The organism is Halarchaeum salinum (assembly GCF_039520965.1).
GTDB classification, from domain to species: Archaea; Halobacteriota; Halobacteria; order Halobacteriales; family Halobacteriaceae; genus Halarchaeum; species Halarchaeum salinum.
Genome location: NZ_BAAABL010000011.1, coordinates 1 through 16,033, shown reverse-complemented (window position 1 = coordinate 16,033; position 16,033 = coordinate 1). Strand labels below are relative to the sequence as shown.

The 16,033-nt window shown below is 59.5% G+C and carries 16 protein-coding genes; 11 read left to right on the top strand and 5 right to left on the bottom strand.

The features are described 5' to 3' along the window. Window positions 1–15 precede the first annotated feature (15 nt). From ABDZ36_RS00810 to ABDZ36_RS00785, 6 genes are all read left to right on the top strand, one after another. On the top strand, window positions 16–1,254 hold the full coding sequence (locus ABDZ36_RS00810; RefSeq protein WP_211313296.1) for an orc1/cdc6 family replication initiation protein: 1,239 nt from the start codon (window positions 16–18) through the stop codon (window positions 1,252–1,254). Between the two features lie 626 nt (window positions 1,255–1,880). Then, window positions 1,881–2,756: a ParA family protein gene (locus tag ABDZ36_RS00805; RefSeq protein WP_211313297.1), complete on the top strand. Its 876-nt coding sequence runs from the start codon at window positions 1,881–1,883 to the stop codon at window positions 2,754–2,756. Continuing rightward, window positions 2,753–3,154 carry a DUF7970 domain-containing protein gene (locus ABDZ36_RS00800; protein ID WP_211313298.1) on the top strand — a complete coding sequence of 134 codons (402 nt, stop codon included), beginning with the start codon at window positions 2,753–2,755 and terminating at the stop codon, window positions 3,152–3,154. Before ABDZ36_RS00805 ends, ABDZ36_RS00800 begins: the two co-directional genes overlap by 4 nt. Before the next feature lie 231 nt (window positions 3,155–3,385). Beyond that, a complete protein-coding gene (locus ABDZ36_RS00795) occupies window positions 3,386–4,588 on the top strand; it encodes an outer membrane protein assembly factor BamB family protein (RefSeq protein WP_211313299.1) in 1,203 nt (400 codons plus the stop codon). Next, window positions 4,578–4,940, top strand: coding sequence for a DUF7471 family protein (locus tag ABDZ36_RS00790; RefSeq protein WP_211313300.1), 363 nt, complete (start codon window positions 4,578–4,580; stop codon window positions 4,938–4,940). The genes ABDZ36_RS00795 and ABDZ36_RS00790 overlap by 11 nt, the downstream gene beginning before the upstream one ends. A 28-nt stretch (window positions 4,941–4,968) precedes the next feature. Next, window positions 4,969–5,481 (top strand): winged helix-turn-helix transcriptional regulator, encoded by a 513-nt coding sequence (locus ABDZ36_RS00785; protein WP_211313301.1) that lies wholly within the window; start codon window positions 4,969–4,971, stop codon window positions 5,479–5,481. A 922-nt stretch (window positions 5,482–6,403) separates the two neighbouring features. Here ABDZ36_RS00785 and ABDZ36_RS00780 read toward each other — a convergent pair. From ABDZ36_RS00780 to ABDZ36_RS00770, 3 genes are read right to left on the bottom strand one after another with little or no spacing between them, the layout of a single operon-like run. After that, complete coding sequence (locus ABDZ36_RS00780; protein WP_343749155.1) at window positions 6,404–7,186, bottom strand: sulfite exporter TauE/SafE family protein; 783 nt, start codon at window positions 7,184–7,186, stop codon at window positions 6,404–6,406. Between the two features lie 14 nt (window positions 7,187–7,200). Beyond that, the gene (locus ABDZ36_RS00775) at window positions 7,201–8,244 is read right to left on the bottom strand and encodes a DUF7350 domain-containing protein (protein WP_211313302.1); all 1,044 of its coding nucleotides are present in this window, start codon (window positions 8,242–8,244) and stop codon (window positions 7,201–7,203) included. Next, window positions 8,237–9,514 (bottom strand): DUF7405 family protein, encoded by a 1,278-nt coding sequence (locus tag ABDZ36_RS00770; protein WP_211313303.1) that lies wholly within the window; start codon window positions 9,512–9,514, stop codon window positions 8,237–8,239. Before ABDZ36_RS00770 ends, ABDZ36_RS00775 begins: the two co-directional genes overlap by 8 nt. 173 nt (window positions 9,515–9,687) lie before the next feature. On the opposite strand from ABDZ36_RS00770, the gene ABDZ36_RS00765 reads away from it, so the two are divergent. Continuing rightward, on the top strand, window positions 9,688–10,227 hold the full coding sequence (locus ABDZ36_RS00765; RefSeq protein ID WP_188873048.1) for a COX15/CtaA family protein: 540 nt from the start codon (window positions 9,688–9,690) through the stop codon (window positions 10,225–10,227). A 149-nt stretch (window positions 10,228–10,376) separates the two neighbouring features. Beyond that, entirely contained in the window at window positions 10,377–11,468 is a 1,092-nt protein-coding gene (locus ABDZ36_RS00760; RefSeq protein WP_211313304.1) for a hypothetical protein, read from the top strand. Window positions 11,469–11,960: 492 nt separating this feature from the next. Here ABDZ36_RS00760 and ABDZ36_RS00755 read toward each other — a convergent pair whose 3' ends face one another. Further along, window positions 11,961–12,518, bottom strand: a complete 558-nt coding sequence (locus tag ABDZ36_RS00755) for a PIN domain-containing protein (protein ID WP_211313305.1) — start codon at window positions 12,516–12,518, stop codon at window positions 11,961–11,963. 14 nt (window positions 12,519–12,532) lie between these two features. Next, complete coding sequence (locus ABDZ36_RS00750; RefSeq protein WP_211313306.1) at window positions 12,533–13,186, bottom strand: helix-turn-helix domain-containing protein; 654 nt, start codon at window positions 13,184–13,186, stop codon at window positions 12,533–12,535. A 186-nt stretch (window positions 13,187–13,372) separates the two neighbouring features. Here ABDZ36_RS00750 and ABDZ36_RS14995 point away from each other — a divergent pair, with 186 nt between their 5' ends. The 3 genes from ABDZ36_RS14995 to ABDZ36_RS00740 form a co-directional block, all read left to right on the top strand. After that, window positions 13,373–13,693 carry a DUF7979 domain-containing protein gene (locus ABDZ36_RS14995; protein WP_486187701.1) on the top strand — a complete coding sequence of 107 codons (321 nt, stop codon included), beginning with the start codon at window positions 13,373–13,375 and terminating at the stop codon, window positions 13,691–13,693. A gap of 148 nt (window positions 13,694–13,841) precedes the next feature. Then, on the top strand, window positions 13,842–15,515 hold the full coding sequence (locus ABDZ36_RS00745; RefSeq protein ID WP_343749153.1) for a transposase: 1,674 nt from the start codon (window positions 13,842–13,844) through the stop codon (window positions 15,513–15,515). Window positions 15,516–15,799: 284 nt separating this feature from the next. Continuing rightward, the coding region (locus tag ABDZ36_RS00740; protein ID WP_343749152.1) for a UPF0175 family protein at window positions 15,800–16,033 on the top strand (234 nt) is incomplete at its 3' end.

Below are 16,033 nucleotides of genomic sequence, written 5' to 3'. Positions count from 1 at the left end.
TCAGTTGGCTCTAACATGAGTCCTCGATTTCAGCCTGACGACACTCTATACAAACGTCGGAACACACTCAAAGTGGAGTATGTCCCAGACGACATCGTCGGCCGGGATAACGAGATCGAGGAATATGAGGCAGCTCTTCAGCCGATCATCAACGGTGAATACCCCGACAATATCTTCATATACGGGAAGACCGGCGTCGGGAAGACCGCTGTGACGAATTTCTTGCTTAACGAACTTCAAGCCTCAGCAGAACATTTCGAAGTCGACCTTTCGGTCATCACCCTCAATTGTGACGGGCTCAGTACGAGCTATCAAGCCGCAATCAGCCTAGTAAACAACCTCCGTGAACCTGAAAACCTGATCGCTGAAACCGGCCACCCTCAATCCAAAGTCTACCGTCTGCTCTGGGACGAACTCAACAAGCTCTCGGGAACCGTACTCGTCGTCCTTGACGAGATTGACCACATCAAAGATGATACGTTCCTCTACCAGATTACTCGTGCGGACAACAATGGGTATATCGACAACATTCAACTTGGCCTCATTGGAATTAGTAACGACTCTACATTCCGAGAGCAGCTTGACGCGAAGGTCCAGTCGTCGCTATGCGAAACAGAGATCTCCTTTCCACCGTACGGGACGGAAGAACTCCAGAAAGTCCTCGAACAACGGGCGGATATCGCCTTCCACCCAGGTGCCCTCGACGGAGACGTAATCCCATTGTGCGCTGCGCTCGGCCGCCAAGATGGTGGAGACGCTCGACGAGCGATTACTCTTCTTCGGAAGGCTGGAGACCTTGCCCGTACCGAGAACGCAGAGGCAGTTACAACGACTCACGTTGAACGTGCTCAAGAAAAACTTGAGGCGCAACAGAGTATGGATATCATGCGTGACCTCACAGAACACGAGAAACTCACGCTGTATGCACTAATCACGCTCGCTGCCGAGAACGAAACCCCTGCTCGCTCACGCGTCATCTATCAGCGCTATAAGCAATTCTGCGAACTACAGGGACGTGATCCCCGCACTGCCCGCCGGATGCGAAGCTTCCTCTCTGACTTCGAAATTCTCAATCTCACGATTTCGCAGATGGAACACCGTGGCCAGGATGGTGGTACGTATCGCGAACACGAACTCAACCGCGATATTGCAACCGTCGTCGACGCGCTGCAGACCATCATCGGTGAATTCGGTGCCCATCAGAGTATCGTCGAATACCTCCCTGACTCAGGCGAACAGTTTGCCTCGATGTAGTCCGCCTTCCGGGATGTGGTTGGTGTGACTCTGGTCTGCTAAGTGACCTCCTCCTCGCCGTGAACGGCGAGGCTTCCCACGGCACTGCACCGCTGATTTGGGATATTTGCTGGTTCACGACCCGTCGGTATGACAGGCCGATGGCGGGGCCACACCGCCGTTACTCCTATCCCCGGCAAGGGGACTCGGAGTTATCTTGACCGAGACACCACAGCGGTTCGAGAGTGTGTCTCGAACATTCTGAGCCTCGGAGTCCGATATTGTCCGATTAGGTGGGCGGTCATGCCGCCTCGGTGTACGTCATACTACGACACGATGCCACTTAAATATCCGTCTGAAGCTGATGCGTGGTTCGTGGAGGCGTTGTCGGATTCACTCCCGTCCCCAGAACGCGGAGTGTTCTGGTGTGCGAACGAGACGCGAAGCGTCTCGTCAACGCCGCAAACGGCGGGATTCTCTCCCCCGAAGAAAGATAGCGACGCCCCCAACAGGAAGAACGTTCATCAGTTGTGTTCACTAGATTTGTTCACTGGTTGTGTTCGCTGCATTCATTGAGTGTGTTCATGGTGTTTGTTCAGGAATGTGTTTAGCGTAGTTTGATAATGAATGAGGCCCATGTTGAGTGTATGTTAGCGTACTCGACGTACAGCGAGGCCGGCGGTGTCGGCAAGACCACGACTGCCGCAAACCTCGCTGTCGCGCACGCCCGTGCCGGCCTCAAACCACTCGTCGTTCCGCTCGACCCACAGGACGGCGATCTCTCGCGCCTCTTCGGCGTCGACGACCACCGCACCGAGTCCGTCGACAATCTCGTCCGCCATATGATTCGCCGCCCAAAGGGTGACTTCGACGCCCTCATTCGAACCGTCGAGGGCGTCGACATCATCCCTGAGCACAACATGCTCTCGGACCTCACCGAATACCTCCAACGCGAGAAAGACCAAGCCGAAGCGATGGGCGAAGCATTCGGGATGCACGCCCAACTCCTTCGCGTCCTCCAGGAAGCCAACGTCCCAGAGAACTACGACGTCCTCATCTGCGACCCTCCCGCAACCGAAGGCCCGCATCTCTACAACGCAATTAACGCTACTCGCTCCCTCGTCATCCCCGTCGAACCAAGCGCGAAAGGCCGTGCCGCCGTCGAAGGCCTTGAATCCCTCGTCTCGGGCTTTGAGGACCAACTCGATATCGAAGTCGGCGTCCTTGCTGCCCTCCCGATCGGCTTCAAAGATACACGCGACCAGCGCGCCATCATGAACGAGATCGACTACCCGATTCCCGAAGTCATCGGCGAGCGTGCCTCCCTCATGGAGGGGTGCTGGATGGAACAATGCTCGGCGTTCACCTATGTTCGAGAGCACCGTGACCGGCGGCGTGACTACGAGCTTGAGACGCTCGCCCAGTTCGACCGGGTTGCCCGCCACCTCGAGGAACAGGTCGGCTTGGACGCACCGAACCCACCGGAGCCTGGTGACGTCGACCACGAGGTGCTACAGACATGACGGGGATGAAAGAAGGCGCCGGAGACGATCCGTTCGCCGACGACCCTACACCGGACACCGATTCTGACTCCGACTCAGTCGAACCCGAATCAGCGGATAACAATAGTACGGGCGCTGAGGGCACGACATCTCCGGCGAGTGAGTCTGGGCAGCCGATGCAAATTCCCTACAAGTTCCGTCGAGACGGAGTACAGGATGGTCGTGACCGAGTGCCGCTCTTCCTCCAGCCAGAAACCAAGAACGCCGAACGGGATGCACTCCGAGAACTCGAAGGCCGTTTCAATGGTAATGTTTCACTCACCGATCTCCGGGAAGCCCTTGTAATCGTCGGCCTTGAACATCTCAACGAAGTCGAAACCGAACTTGAGGAGTGGGGCTACGGGATGACCTTCGATTGAACGAAACCCTCACTCATCTCTCCGGGCGGGACCCGAACTACTACCACTACGAACGGTAACGGGTCTGTTCAACAACCCGAGGAAGATGGGGAACAAGCATCTTGACGCTTACGAGGAGAAGTACGGCAAACTCCTGCGGTGGAATAGTGGGGGTTTGCTTGACTGGTACACGCGTCGAATGCGTCCAGTATCCCGACAGCGTTTAACGAAGCGGCGGCGAGTTCGCTAGTAATGCGTACTCGGACGGCCGTCGCACTTGTGCTGGTTATCCTCGCACTTGGCGGCGTTGCCGGCTACGCGTTCCTCAGCCAGTCGGGTGGTGCGCTCAGCGTCGAGTGGGTTTCAGAGACACCGCGCCCGAATCAGGTGAATCACCACCCTGTCACCGCGGTAGTGAGCGACGGCCGCGTCGATATTGTCGCGCCTGTGAGTTCTGTCGCGGGGAAGGACGCACGCTGCCGAGTGACGATGCTGAACGCGAATGGTTCGATCCGTTGGCAGCGTGCTATTGACCCGGACCAGTGCGCGATTCACGGTATCGGTGATGCAGTCATCACAGACGCAACCGGTGACGGGAATGCCGATGTCCTCGTTCCGACGACAGAAAACCGCCTCTACGTCTACAACGCTACCGACGGGGCGACCGAGTGGAAACAGAACCTCACGTCGTTCGGATACGCTGGCCCAGTTGTTCTTGAGTCGCCACGCCGTCTCATCATACAGCCAGACTTCCAGGGTATGGTGTTCGGCATCACCGCGAATGGGAGCGTGGCATGGCGCCACGACCTCAATGAGACCGTCTTAGCGAACCCCGAGCAGATCGATGTTCCCGATATTCCCGAGCCAACAGTCGTGATTGGCTCGAGCTCGAACGTCACCGTCCTCAGCGCGAACGGCACAGTCGTCTGGAAACGGACGGCACGGGCGACGTGGCTCGCGACAGGTCACTCTGCCGGTCGAGACGTAGTCATCACATCTGGTGGCTCGACGATTACTGCGTTTACCGCGAACGGCACGCAGTTGTGGCAGCGCGAGAACTGGACGCGGCCCTCACTCGGTCACGTCGCGGACGGGGACGCTGACGGCACACCGGAGGTGTACGTTGGGAGTGGCGGTGACGCCGTCGCCGCGCTGAACGTGACGACGGGCGCGACGGAATGGCGGACCGACCTTGCCATCGATGCGAACATGCTTCCACCGCCCGCCGTCGGCGACGTTGATGGTGACAGCGCCCGCGAGGTCGTCGCGGTCACGAACGGGGGCACTGTCCACGTGATGAACCCGAATACCGGGGAGATTCGCGCATCGTACCGCCGTGATGTCGCAGTTTGGGCGGAGCCGACGCTCTTCGATATCGATAATGATGGGAGTGAGGAGATACTCGTCATGTACGGTGATGGACGCGTCGTCGCTCTTTCCTACCATGCATCCTGACCTCGCCCCAACCACGACTGCTACGACGCCAGTCCTTGACGGCCTGCTCATCGGCTCGCTCGGCCTAGCCACGCTTCTCTTCGTGCTCTCGCTGGCCGCGTACACCCGTCGACGTACCCGCTCCGTACTCTTACTCGTCGCGTCGTTCGGTGCGCTCTTCGGCTACTCGCTCATTGCGGTCCTGCAGGTGCTGGGGATGGTGACTGAGCAAACGCATCATCTCGTCGAGCACGCACTCGTTCTCGTCCAGTCGGCACTCGTCCTCGCTGCAGTCTACTATGCGCGCACGATCGAGCGAGCGGCGGGCGACGATGAGACGACATTAGTACCCGAGTCCCGAAGGGAGGAGTAGTGATGGAGGGTCTGTCGGGTGATTCGCTGTGACTGATCAGCGCGCCCGTCTCACGTCGTACGTCACAGATCACCCTGGAGTTCACTTTTCGGGCCTGCAGGAGGCACTTGACCTCGCAACCGGACAGACGCAGTATCACCTCCACCGGCTCGTTCGCGACGGTGATCTCGATCGTATGGAGTTCTACGGCCGCACGCATTACTATCCGATTGACTGTCCCTCGTGGGATCGTGCGGCATTCGCGCTTGCGCGCCGCGAGACAGTCCGCGACGTGCTTCTCGTCCTCCTTGAGAGTGGGCCGAGCGTGCCGGCGACTGTCGCCGACGAGATCGATATCGCGCGTAGCACGCTCGAACATCATCTCGACCACCTCACGACGCACGATATCGTTCGGAAGGAACGAGATAGTCGGAATCGCGTTACGCTCGTTCTCGTCCAACCGGAGGAGACTGTCCGCGTCCTCGAAACCGTGGCCCCGTCGGTCAGCGACCGGTTCATCGACCGCTTCCTCCGGCTCGTCGATTCCGTCTTCGAGGTATGACGCGAAACGCAACCCCCCGTCTGCTCGTCACGCTCGTCGGCCTCCTCGTTCTCAGCGGGACGGCGCACGCTCACCAGATTCAGGCGTCGCGTTTCGCCGCACCAATCCCGCTCACGTATCTCTACGCGGGGGCGGCTGTCACGGTCTTCGTGACCGCAGTGGCATCCATTCGCCTCGTCGCGAACGCGGGGGACGACCGCGCTTGTCGCGTTCGTGCAGGTGCTCGCAATCGCCGGCTTCGCTCTCTCGCTCTATCGGGGTACCGTCGGTCGACAAGTGCGGTCGTCGAACGCCGCGACGCTCGTGACGTGGGCGCTCGCGTTCGACGGGCTCGCACTCGTCGCTGCACTTCTCGGATCACCTGGCGATCATTGCTCCGTAGAACGCTGTTTATACGCGGAACAGGCGCAATACCACGCCTTGAGGCCGTGGATACGCGCTGTCACTCAGGGACATAATCCACCGACAAATTGCAGAGCCGAGTTTCAAATCCATATATTGAAGTGTCAAGAACCACTATATAGTGGTAAGGTCAGGTCGGAACGGAGCGGATTCCGAACGACCGCCGGAGGCGGCCTGCTCGCCCACGTAACGAGGCAGTATCCGAAAGACAGGCGGTGAACGCCGCATTCTAGAAGAGTGGGGTCACGTGCCGCTTGTTTCAGCAATCCCACGATACCTCCGAGTCTAATGACGCTGACTCGCCGTTCGCCGGGCAAAAACAACTACGAACGCCGACGACGTCGAGGATAGGAGTAACAGCCGCTTGGCACGGCTAGCCAGCCCCCGACCACGACGACTGGGTTAGATGCGGACTCCCGAGAAGTGGCGGCGTCCATGGTTGCAAACCTGAAACTCCCACCGCTCGGGATTCCTCCGCGTTTACGCGGAGGAGGATGTCAAGTGACGCCGGCCGTGCCCGCTACGGCGTCAACGGCTGGTAGTAGGGGACTTCGATATGCGGAACTGGGACGCCGAGCGTCGCGAGCGCGTGTGCGATCGGCATCCACCCCAAGAGGACGAACGTGACGCCGAGCCCGCGATGCAGACGCGTACGGATTCGCTCGTCGACCGTCCCGACTACTGTTCCGTAGAGGAAGAGCGCGGGGATCGTCCCGAGTCCGAGCGCAGCGAGCGAGAGGACACCCGTAGTGGCACTCCCTCGAGCGAACGCGTAGAGGAACGCCGGATAGATGAGGGGGCAGGGCAGGAGGCCGTGAAGCAAGCCGAGGCCGACGATTCGTGGGGAGTCGGCCCAGTCGCCGACACGGGCAGAGAGCGTGTGGAACACGCCATCGAGGGGAGTGGAGACGTGCCCGAGGAGATCGCCCCGTCCCGTCAGGTAGGAGACGCCAGTAGTGAGGACGAACACACCGACGAGAAGGCCGGACGCGACACGAAGCCAGCCAGCGGCGTCAAGGACGCTGCCAGCGATTGAGTAAAATGTCGCCCCAAGCAGGCCGAAGATACCGCCGATGAGCGCGTAGCTCGCGGTTCGCCCGGCGTTGAACAGGACGTGCTGGCGGATCTCGAACCACGTGGGGCCGCGGTCATCGCTCGCGAACGCCTCAGCGTACGTCGTGACGAGCGGCCCACACATCCCCAAGCAGTGTGCACCGCCGAAGAGGCCGATGAGGAGGAAGACACCGAGCTCGACCGGCCGATTCGAGAGGAGGGTACCGCCCGCGTGCAGCGGAACCAGCACACTGAGAGCGCCGCTCACGAGTCCAGTTGGACGGTCCCTGTTTCGAGGAAGGCGGTTTCGTACCCTTCGTGGCGTGCGATCTGGGGTGGCGTCTCGACGCGGAGCGAGACGGTGGTCGGATCCGCATTCGGAACGACGCCGTAGTGGAGGCCGAGTGTGGGATCGAGCGTCTCCGTGAGGTCGTGTTCGGTATCCTCAACTATCGCGGTCACCCCCATTGCCGGGAGTGGGAAGCGGTTATAGGGTGTGCGTGGGGAGACGGCGAGATAAGTGTCGCCCTCACTGCCACCGAACCGCGTCGCGTCATCGAGATTGGTCGCGACGAGGTCGGCATCGCCAATCGATCCCCGCCCACGTACTGATCCTGGCATGGCCTCGGCCGTCGGGACGGTTCCCGCGGGCAGCATCTCCATATCCATCGGAGCAATCGCGCCGCGCGTCCCCTGCTTTTCGGGGAGTCGACGCCACTCGATGTTGCGGAGCGTCGAGCGGGCGTAGTCGAGCGTGAAGTCGAAGGAGAGCGAATTGGGGGCATCCCCGAGCGTGCCTGTCCGCGTCGCCGACGGCGCACCGACAGCAACACTGACGTCGTACGTCCCCTCCTGAGGGAGTTGGACGTTGTCCCCGAAGTGGAAACCCATCGGCTGGGAGAGCATCGACCACGGGGTGTTCGAAACCGTCTCACCGCTCGGCCCAGTAAGGCGGACGCTCGGCGCGACGTCGGAAATCACGGTCCCCGAGTCGCGGTGCCAGAGCGACACCATCAGATGCATCGTGTCCGCCGACTCGATAGTGACGCGGTTCGTGTGCGTGCCAGTGACGAGCCAGAAGCGATGCGGGTAGGTGTAGCTAAGTGCGCACGCGTAAGCGCCCTCTGTCGCCATCCCGACCATCTGCATCTGTTCGACGTGCGAGGGGTAGTAGACGGCGTTCGGCCGATTCTCGACGACCGGCGGTGCGCTGAACGCACGCTCCTCGAGATTAAATAGGTCCGTACAGCCGGCGAGTGCGGCCACGCCGAGCGTCCCGGCGGTTGAGAGGACGCGTCGTCTACGCATCGGCACCCTCGGGTGTCGGCAGTGCGCGATTCGAACGTGGCGGGACGAGGTAGTTGCCTCTGTGGGTGACAGTCATGTATTGGAGAATACCGTTGTTGTTGCGCTGGCCGACCGGCGTCTCTCCGGCGAGGCCGGTGCCAGTCATCGCCTCGCGAGTCTGGACGAAGTCGTCGATGGCGCGTTGATAGCTGACGAAGTGGAGGCCGGCGTGCCCGCCATCCGTTGAGTCGAAGTCCCGCCGGAGGATGATCGGCCGGTCGTCCTCGCGGATGTCGAGCATCTTCTGACTATGCCCGACCATCCCGTCCTCGCTCGCGGCCTGTGTGGCGGGTTTGGCTTTGTCCATCTTCGCGTCGGTCCCGAGGTTGTCGCCCGCATCCTCGACGACGCCATTCTCGGCGTGATACGGGCAGAACATCTTGCCGACGCGCTGATAGCGATCGTCCTGCTCGTACCACTGCTCGAGATTGAGACGCATATGCGAGGCGTGCTGCGTCGTACCGCCCGCAAACGGCCCCTCGCGAATGGTGACGCGGTCCTCGCTTGCCTGGGTCTTCTTGAAGGTGGACTTGAAGCCCATGTAGAGCGGGGCGTCCTCCGGGACCGGATCGGAATCCGGCACTCCGTTCGTATCTTGGTGGTCGGCGGGAAGGCCGTCACCGGTGAAGCCGGTGCGACGCTCGGCGACGTTGAGGACATCGTCGAACGTCCCCGAAACGTCGACGCCGTTGAGAGTGCCTTTCTTTCCTTTGAGCGCTTGCTCGGCGGCGAGGAGGACGTGTGCGTGGTCGCTTGCGAGATGGAGGGCGGCGTCGTAGGTGTCGAGCTCAGGATTCTCGAAGGACGCGAATGCTTCGGGCGCGGGGAGGTCTACCGAATCGGGGAGCGACGCGTCGTAGCGTGCGAAATACGACGGGGAGTACGCCATCGTGGAGAGGAGGCCGTCGTGACTCCACGCGTATGCTTCCTCGAGTGTCGAGAGCGCGCCCTTGACGGTGTCGCGCTCGTCCGCGGTGGGGGTGCCGTCACCGTCGTAGTCGAGCATGAGGAGCAGGCGGTGCGGAACGGGGACGGCGTTCCCGTGGTCGTCGCGCTCGACGTAGGCGCTCCACGCGTGCTGGCGCTCGGGAAGCGACGTCGGAGTGCCCGGTGTGACGTCAGGGTCGTCCGTTCGGTCGAGGCACGCCGAGAGCGCGCTCACGCCGCCGATCGCGAGCGCGGACTTCACGAACGCCCGCCGGTTGATGCCACGACCACCGTGGTCAGCCATGGGTGCGTCGATGCGACCACCGTCAATGGTGGTTCTGGTACGGGCGTCGAATCGATGTTCGGAAGGATGACGTATCGTAGCCGTGAGCGGCTGAAACGTCTGGTACGCTGGTCGAAAGCACTCGTACGACCGACGCATAGAAGGCATCGAACGCAACACCATCGCACAGTACGATGACGGAGAACTCCGAACGATCCCGACGGTGGTCGCGCGCGTTCCGCTGGCTGGTGACGCTCTCGCTTGTCGGGACGATCCTTCTGATGGGCGCGGCCGTCTACTCAGTCGCCCTCCAAGGGTGGATGTCCTGTGGTGCGGGGTTCCCGAAGTGCGCCGGCGTTTGGGCACCGATCTTCCACCCGGTTGAGACGCTCTCCGCCGAATACACCGCCGCGCAAATTCTCGCTGAGTGGTCGCATCGCGCTATCGCGTTCCTCACCGGCCTGCTGATGCTTGCAGCGAGCGCGATTGCCTGGTGGCGCATCACGGGGTTCTGGCTCACCACACGGCTCGTCATAGCCGCGACCGCTGTCCTTCCGTTTGAGGCGTGGCTCGGCGTCGTCACCGGCGTTCCCAATCCCGCATTCGGCTACGTTGCCCTCCATACCGTCATCTCGTTGTTCGTCCTCGGCTCGCTGGCCATTGCGACCGCCATCCTCTGGCGGCACACGACACGGAATACTTCCACAGCAACTGACGCCACGGCTACTAATTGACTATGTCCACGTCTATCACGACCTCTCAACCTCAGTTGACGGACGAACCACCGATGGGGAACACGTACCCACCGAATCGCGCGTCGCTCGCCAGCACACTCCGGCGAACGCTCGTGTGCGTTACACTGCTTTTCGGGAGTCTCTGTGGTGTGCCGGTCGTTTCGGCACACGGCGGCGCGGCCTACTTCCCCGGCGTCGAACAGTGGTACGCACTCATCCCACTACTGCTCGGGATACTCGTCGTCGCGGGCGCCGTCACCGTCCGCCGCCGCCGTCCCGCTGCTCGCGTCTCACACGTCCTCACAGTCGTCTTCGCCGGGCTCGTTCTCGCGGTTATCGGTGCAATCGCGCTCGTCCAGCTTTCGCCAATTACGTCGTTCAGCACGACATCCCGCCCGTTCACGACGCGGACGCTCACGCTCGTCCGGCTCGTTCTCGGGGGGACTGTCCTCGTCACAAGCGTTACGCTCGCCCGGCGACGCTGGCCGATGAAGCCACGCTACGCCGGTCTCGGACTGCTCTTCGGTGGGTGGTTCCTCTACCCGATTCTCCTTCGAGATTTCCAGCCCGGGTTCAATCCCATCGGCTATCTGCTCTTCGCCACGCTCGTCTTCTCAGTCGGCTACATCGCATGGCGAGATTGCCGCCACGCGATTCGAACGCTCTGCACGGACCCGATCACACGGCGCTTCGGCGCTGCGGTCAGCGTCCTCACAGCCGTCTTCTTCATGTTCTCTGCAGGGATCCTCATCATGCTCCCGGATCCGAGCGGCGTCGGAATTACGTGGACGCAGTCGTTCGTTCACGTTCTTCCCGTGAAGGACCCGCTCGTCTACTGGCCGGCGGTCGAGTTCTGGTTCCCACAGCTACCGCTCGGTGGCTATCTCTCCGTCGGGATGCTCACACTCGTCCTCATCATCTCGCTCCTCGTCGGGTTGAACGGCGCTATCGTCGCCTACCAGTGGCGCTGTCAGAGTACGGTCGGGTTCGACGGTGCAACGGGTGCGGCAGCAATCGCCGCCCCGAACGCCTGCTGTTGTTGTGGCCCCGTCCTCTCCCAGCTCGCTGTCGTCGCACTCGGACCGAGCGCCGCGATGCCGTTCTACTGGCTCTTCATCGACACAGCGTCACCGCTCGGAGTCCTCTTCTTCACCGGCAGTATCGTACTCTTACTCGGCAATCTCGTCCGATTCTCGGCTGCGCTTGCTCCGACAGAATCGCTACCGGAACACACTCTGTAAGCGACCGTATCGGGAGCGAACTGCGAGGCGGTTCCTCGAGTTCGTTCGCTCGTCGCTGCTCGTGCCACCGTAACCTCGTGAAGAGGCCGGTGTGAGCGGGTGGCGAGAGGCATCGCTATCGACTCGTCGAGAAAATCACCGATTTTGCAACGAACTCGGTTTTCCGGTCGGTTCATCGGAGGCTGAACGGGCTCGATCGGGGTAACAGAGGCACGAATTGTCGAATCGTAGGACAAATTTCGCGGGTTCTCGTACACATTCGGAGCGACTGGGGGTATCAGAAGTTGAGACCGTCCTTCTCAATGCATATGGTTCTCGGGCTGGTTTGTGGCTATGGACAAGGTGCTCCTTCGACATTTTCGTCGATTTCACTCCTAGCCACAGACAAGCTGGGAGGGCTACTCATTCCACAGCGGCCAGTGCGTCGCGCTGACGTTGACATTAACGTCGTGAATGGACGTGCTGATACTGGCCCAGCCGCCAAAATGTTCGCTACTCGCTCCACGTGAGCTGGCCAACGGTTGGGAACTCAACCTTTGCTGTTTGGGGTGGGTTGTAGCATCGGGACTTGATGTCGTAGTATCCGAATTCGGGAGGGATACGAGCGCACGCCTTTGCCAGATTTTCGTCCGCTGTGTGGGTGATCACACGGATTCGAGCATTCGCATCGAACAATCGAACTGCCAACGCGACCAACGCCGCATCCTGCCAGTTGTTAGTCTCTGGATACTTGCTCTGCTGGTTGAGAAACCCATCTGCAACGAACCGTGCTTTCTCAACCGGTCCAGCGCTACTATCGAATCCCTCTGTACGATCACCTGGTAGCGGTGGGGCTACCCGAAGCCTTCCTTCTTCGATAGCCGTATCGAGGTATGGATTCGTCGGTGAGTCGGCACTCCCGGTATCCGCCAACTCGTGGTAGACCGCTGCTGGCACCCAAACTTCAGTTCCAGCTTCCTCTACGGCACTCTTGAGCGATTGTAGGTGTGGACTGGGGTGCTTCCCCAAGTTCCGAAACATCACCGTGTCCGCAATGTTCGCAGTATACATCCTCGTCACTCGGTCTACTTGTCAGCAAATTCCTCGAGAAGAGCGCCCTCGTCCGCATCGAACTCATCCGGTGTGTACGTCGTCGGGACCGACTCATCATCACCGAGATCGAGAACCGAATAGAGCGCTTCGACGAGGTCATACGTAGTTCCAGGAGAGAGATCTGTGAGGCTCGCGATTTGCCGGATCGTGACATCGCCCTCACTGTGTGCTTTCACGAGATCGTATGCGAGTGCGAGCGTGACGATGCCGTGGTCTTCAAGGACCCGCTCGATTGCTGGGTACTCGTTCTTCTGGGCAATTACCTCGATGATCTTGGGAGTGATCGAGACTTCCGTCTCACGGACTGTCAACGTTAGCTCGAACTCCTGAGCGGTGTATACGGCAGTCCCGGTCTCGTCGCCAACCTTACTGATCAGGCCCGCCTGCTCCAGTTTATGCAAGTAGTCGTACACCGTCTTTTTGGAGACGGTCGTTGTTTCGACGAGTTCGGGACCTGTTGCAGTCTCTGCCCGTTTAATCGACGTATAGAGGTCAGCGAGAGACGGGTTCTCAAGTAATTCTGCGAACGTCGGAATTCCAGTGATAGTTCCCGGAGTGTCCCCCGCGTTTCGCACGTGTTCTGTATCGTAGCTCATCTTGTATAGAGTTACGAAACTGGAAACCATAAATGTTTGCCACGGAAACGGGACGCTGTAGCGTTTACAAACGGGCGCAATCGCAGAGGATAGCTTTGTTACGTGCCTTAATTACACACTACTCTCGCCCACAACGTCCATTAAGTAGATACGCTTATTGATGATTAAGTGGCAATCTCCCTGAGAGTATTTACCAGTGTACTACTAGCTTATCATATGGACCGTGTGCATCTCCACGTCCTTGTTGCAGGGTGCTTAATCGTCCTTGCTGGTTGTGCCGCTACGAACCCTCTATCGCCGTCGAATACCCAGAACTCACAGTACCACCTTCACGTCCAGCAAGCAGACGGAAACATTTCAGCTGATGATGTGGTCCAATTCGATGAGCTAACTCCTGCTCAACAGCGGGTGTTCAAGGACGCGCTTCAGAAGGGGATTGCTGACGTACCGAATAATGTTAGTATTGATCCATGGACTCACTACCGCTACGTGAGATATGACAATGACACATATGTAGCAGTCGTGTCCACGGCGTAGTTCAATTCCCTCTTATCGAACGTTCAATAGCTGGCCTACATCTAACGATTAGTTGCACCACTCCTGTTCGCGATTGACAGAGCACGGAGCTCTCTCGATACTGGTCGGTTGGACGGACTCTTGAGCGTATCTCCACTATCCATTTGCAGTGGCTGCGACTCGTGAGTCTCGACGCAGCGTCTTTCGACGAATCGCACACCAGCACGTCGAGTGGCCCGAATATGACTCGACACCGCTGTACGATCGCTCCTCACTCGGTGGGTTAGAATCGGACGTTCGAGTCGTCTCGGGTGTCTGGTTTACGCACCCTGATCATGACTCACTCGAACAGTTTGTCTGCGAGCTTCCTCTGGCCTACTTTCGCTTCGAAGCCCACGACTGCTACGAGAGTTCGACATGCTACGAGATGGATACCCTCTTTCGCGTGTTCGTGCTGAAAGAACTCCACGGCTGGACGCACGAAACGCCTCTCTTCGAGTATCTCGATAGCCACCCTGAACTTTGTGAACGCCTCGAGTTGGGGACGGCACCCGATCAATCGACGCTCTGGCGCACATGGCACGAGCGCTTCACGCGCGATCTCCGCGAGACGATCCAGAAAGCGGCTCGACTAATCTTGATCAAAGCGCAGAACGCGGACATCGCTGTGCCACGCGAGCCAGACCGAAACCTCCCGGGTCGAGGTGACGACGCTACTGAATCGGACCCTGACGACCAGGCCATCCTCAACGAGGCAGGGACGGTTACCAAGCACGTCAGTCGCGTCGTGTTCCCCGCGTTCTCGCTCAATCGTGGCGAGGGCTGTGTGATTCCTGAGAACGCTTACTGGGGCTTACAGACTTATTTGGGGCTCCGTGAGAACTTGGCGGCTAACGAGGACGCTCGCAGCTTCATTCACGAGTCGACGCGTGATCGAACGCCACTCGGACACGGTCATCGCGACCAGATTCGTGATCTCTCTATCGAGCAGATTCGCGAGATGTACCGACACGCAATTCAACAACTCACCAACGAGCTCGCGGAGACGGAGGAGTTCTTCCGAGCGGGTATTGTCGCCATCGACATCACTGAGGATGATCCCTTCACAGGCGACCGCGCAGGTCACGAGGACGAGATAATCGGGACGAAAGAGAAGAACGACGAATACGCCTACCAATGGGCAACAGTCCAGCTGGTCGGTAACGCTGTCCCACTCGTCCTCGATGCCCGCCCAGTACGGAAGGGTGAGTCACGCAAGGGGATCGTCGAGGACTTGCTAGACTCGGCTGAAGAGCTCGTTCACGTCGATAACGTGCTGATGGATCGGGAGTTCGACAGCCAGCACATCTTGGAGATGATCAGCCAGCGGGGGCTCTCCTACGTTGTCCCGAAACGAATGCAGACTAGCGAGAAAGCCCAGGCGAACCGGTTGCTCCAGCGCGATCAAGACCGGTACGAGACCGACCGGAAGCTCCACCTCGGGAAGAATGAGTGGCACGAGACGACGCTAATCTACCGTCGGAAAGAAGACTCTGAACACGACGACTATCGACAGTACTCGGTGTTCATGTCGAACCGGGGTGGCGGTTTTCTCAGTGAGTACGGCTACCGGTGGGAGATTGAGAGCGGCTATCGGTCGATTAAGCGATTCATGGCTGCGACGACGTCGACGAATTTTGGGCTGCGGTTCTTCTACTTCGCGTTCGCCTGTTTGTTGTACTCGATTTGGCGAGCGGTCGATCTACTTGTCCAAGTCGAGTTGACCGGTGAATACGAGCACTCCCCCATTGTGACGGCCGATAATACGCTCACGCTGTTGAAGAAGGAGACCGGAATCGGGTAGTACGGTTCTCTACCCGTGATAGAACGTCGTCTGAGTGGCAACGCTACCGAAAGTTGTAGAAAATCGCCCATATAGTAGATATACCAACAAGAATGGTCGTTCGGAGAGCGACCTGAAGCAGTTTCAACTCATCGATTCGGTCGAAACCACGCATCACAGACCCGCTAACCCCACTGTAGTCTCAACTTCCCCGGGGCATCAGTAGTTGAGACTGGTCGCCTCAATGCATACGGCATTCTGGCACAGTTCATAAATAGTATGAAGGCGTAGTCTCGGATAGAACGATGGCACGAATTACCGGCTCCTATCCAGATGATCTCGACCTCCTCATCGAGGGCGCTGTCGAGGCTGGTGTGTTCGGTGGCAAGAGCGATGCGTTGCGCGAGTTCGTGCGTGAATACTTCGAGGACCACGAGAACGAACGGATTGCAGCTGCGGTCGCCCTCTATGAACGCGAGCGAATCACGCTCGGTGATGCCGCGAGACTTGCTGATGTCGACCGCTGGACGATGCGTGAC

Bases quoted from the DNA above. Each gene is read 5' to 3' on its own strand.
- ABDZ36_RS00810 (WP_211313296.1), top strand. From the start codon at position 16: ATGAGTCCTCGATTTCAGCCTGACGACACTCTATACAAACGTCGGAAC.
- ABDZ36_RS00755 (WP_211313305.1), bottom strand. From the start codon at position 12,518: ATGTATACTGCGAACATTGCGGACACGGTGATGTTTCGGAACTTGGGG.
- ABDZ36_RS00805 (WP_211313297.1), top strand. From the start codon at position 1,881: ATGTTAGCGTACTCGACGTACAGCGAGGCCGGCGGTGTCGGCAAGACC.
- ABDZ36_RS00790 (WP_211313300.1), top strand. From the start codon at position 4,578: ATGCATCCTGACCTCGCCCCAACCACGACTGCTACGACGCCAGTCCTT.
- ABDZ36_RS14995 (WP_486187701.1), top strand. From the start codon at position 13,373: ATGGACCGTGTGCATCTCCACGTCCTTGTTGCAGGGTGCTTAATCGTC.
- ABDZ36_RS00750 (WP_211313306.1), bottom strand. From the start codon at position 13,186: ATGGTTTCCAGTTTCGTAACTCTATACAAGATGAGCTACGATACAGAA.
- ABDZ36_RS00800 (WP_211313298.1), top strand. From the start codon at position 2,753: ATGACGGGGATGAAAGAAGGCGCCGGAGACGATCCGTTCGCCGACGAC.
- ABDZ36_RS00770 (WP_211313303.1), bottom strand. From the start codon at position 9,514: ATGGCTGACCACGGTGGTCGTGGCATCAACCGGCGGGCGTTCGTGAAG.
- ABDZ36_RS00765 (WP_188873048.1), top strand. From the start codon at position 9,688: ATGACGGAGAACTCCGAACGATCCCGACGGTGGTCGCGCGCGTTCCGC.
- ABDZ36_RS00775 (WP_211313302.1), bottom strand. From the start codon at position 8,244: ATGCGTAGACGACGCGTCCTCTCAACCGCCGGGACGCTCGGCGTGGCC.
- ABDZ36_RS00795 (WP_211313299.1), top strand. From the start codon at position 3,386: ATGCGTACTCGGACGGCCGTCGCACTTGTGCTGGTTATCCTCGCACTT.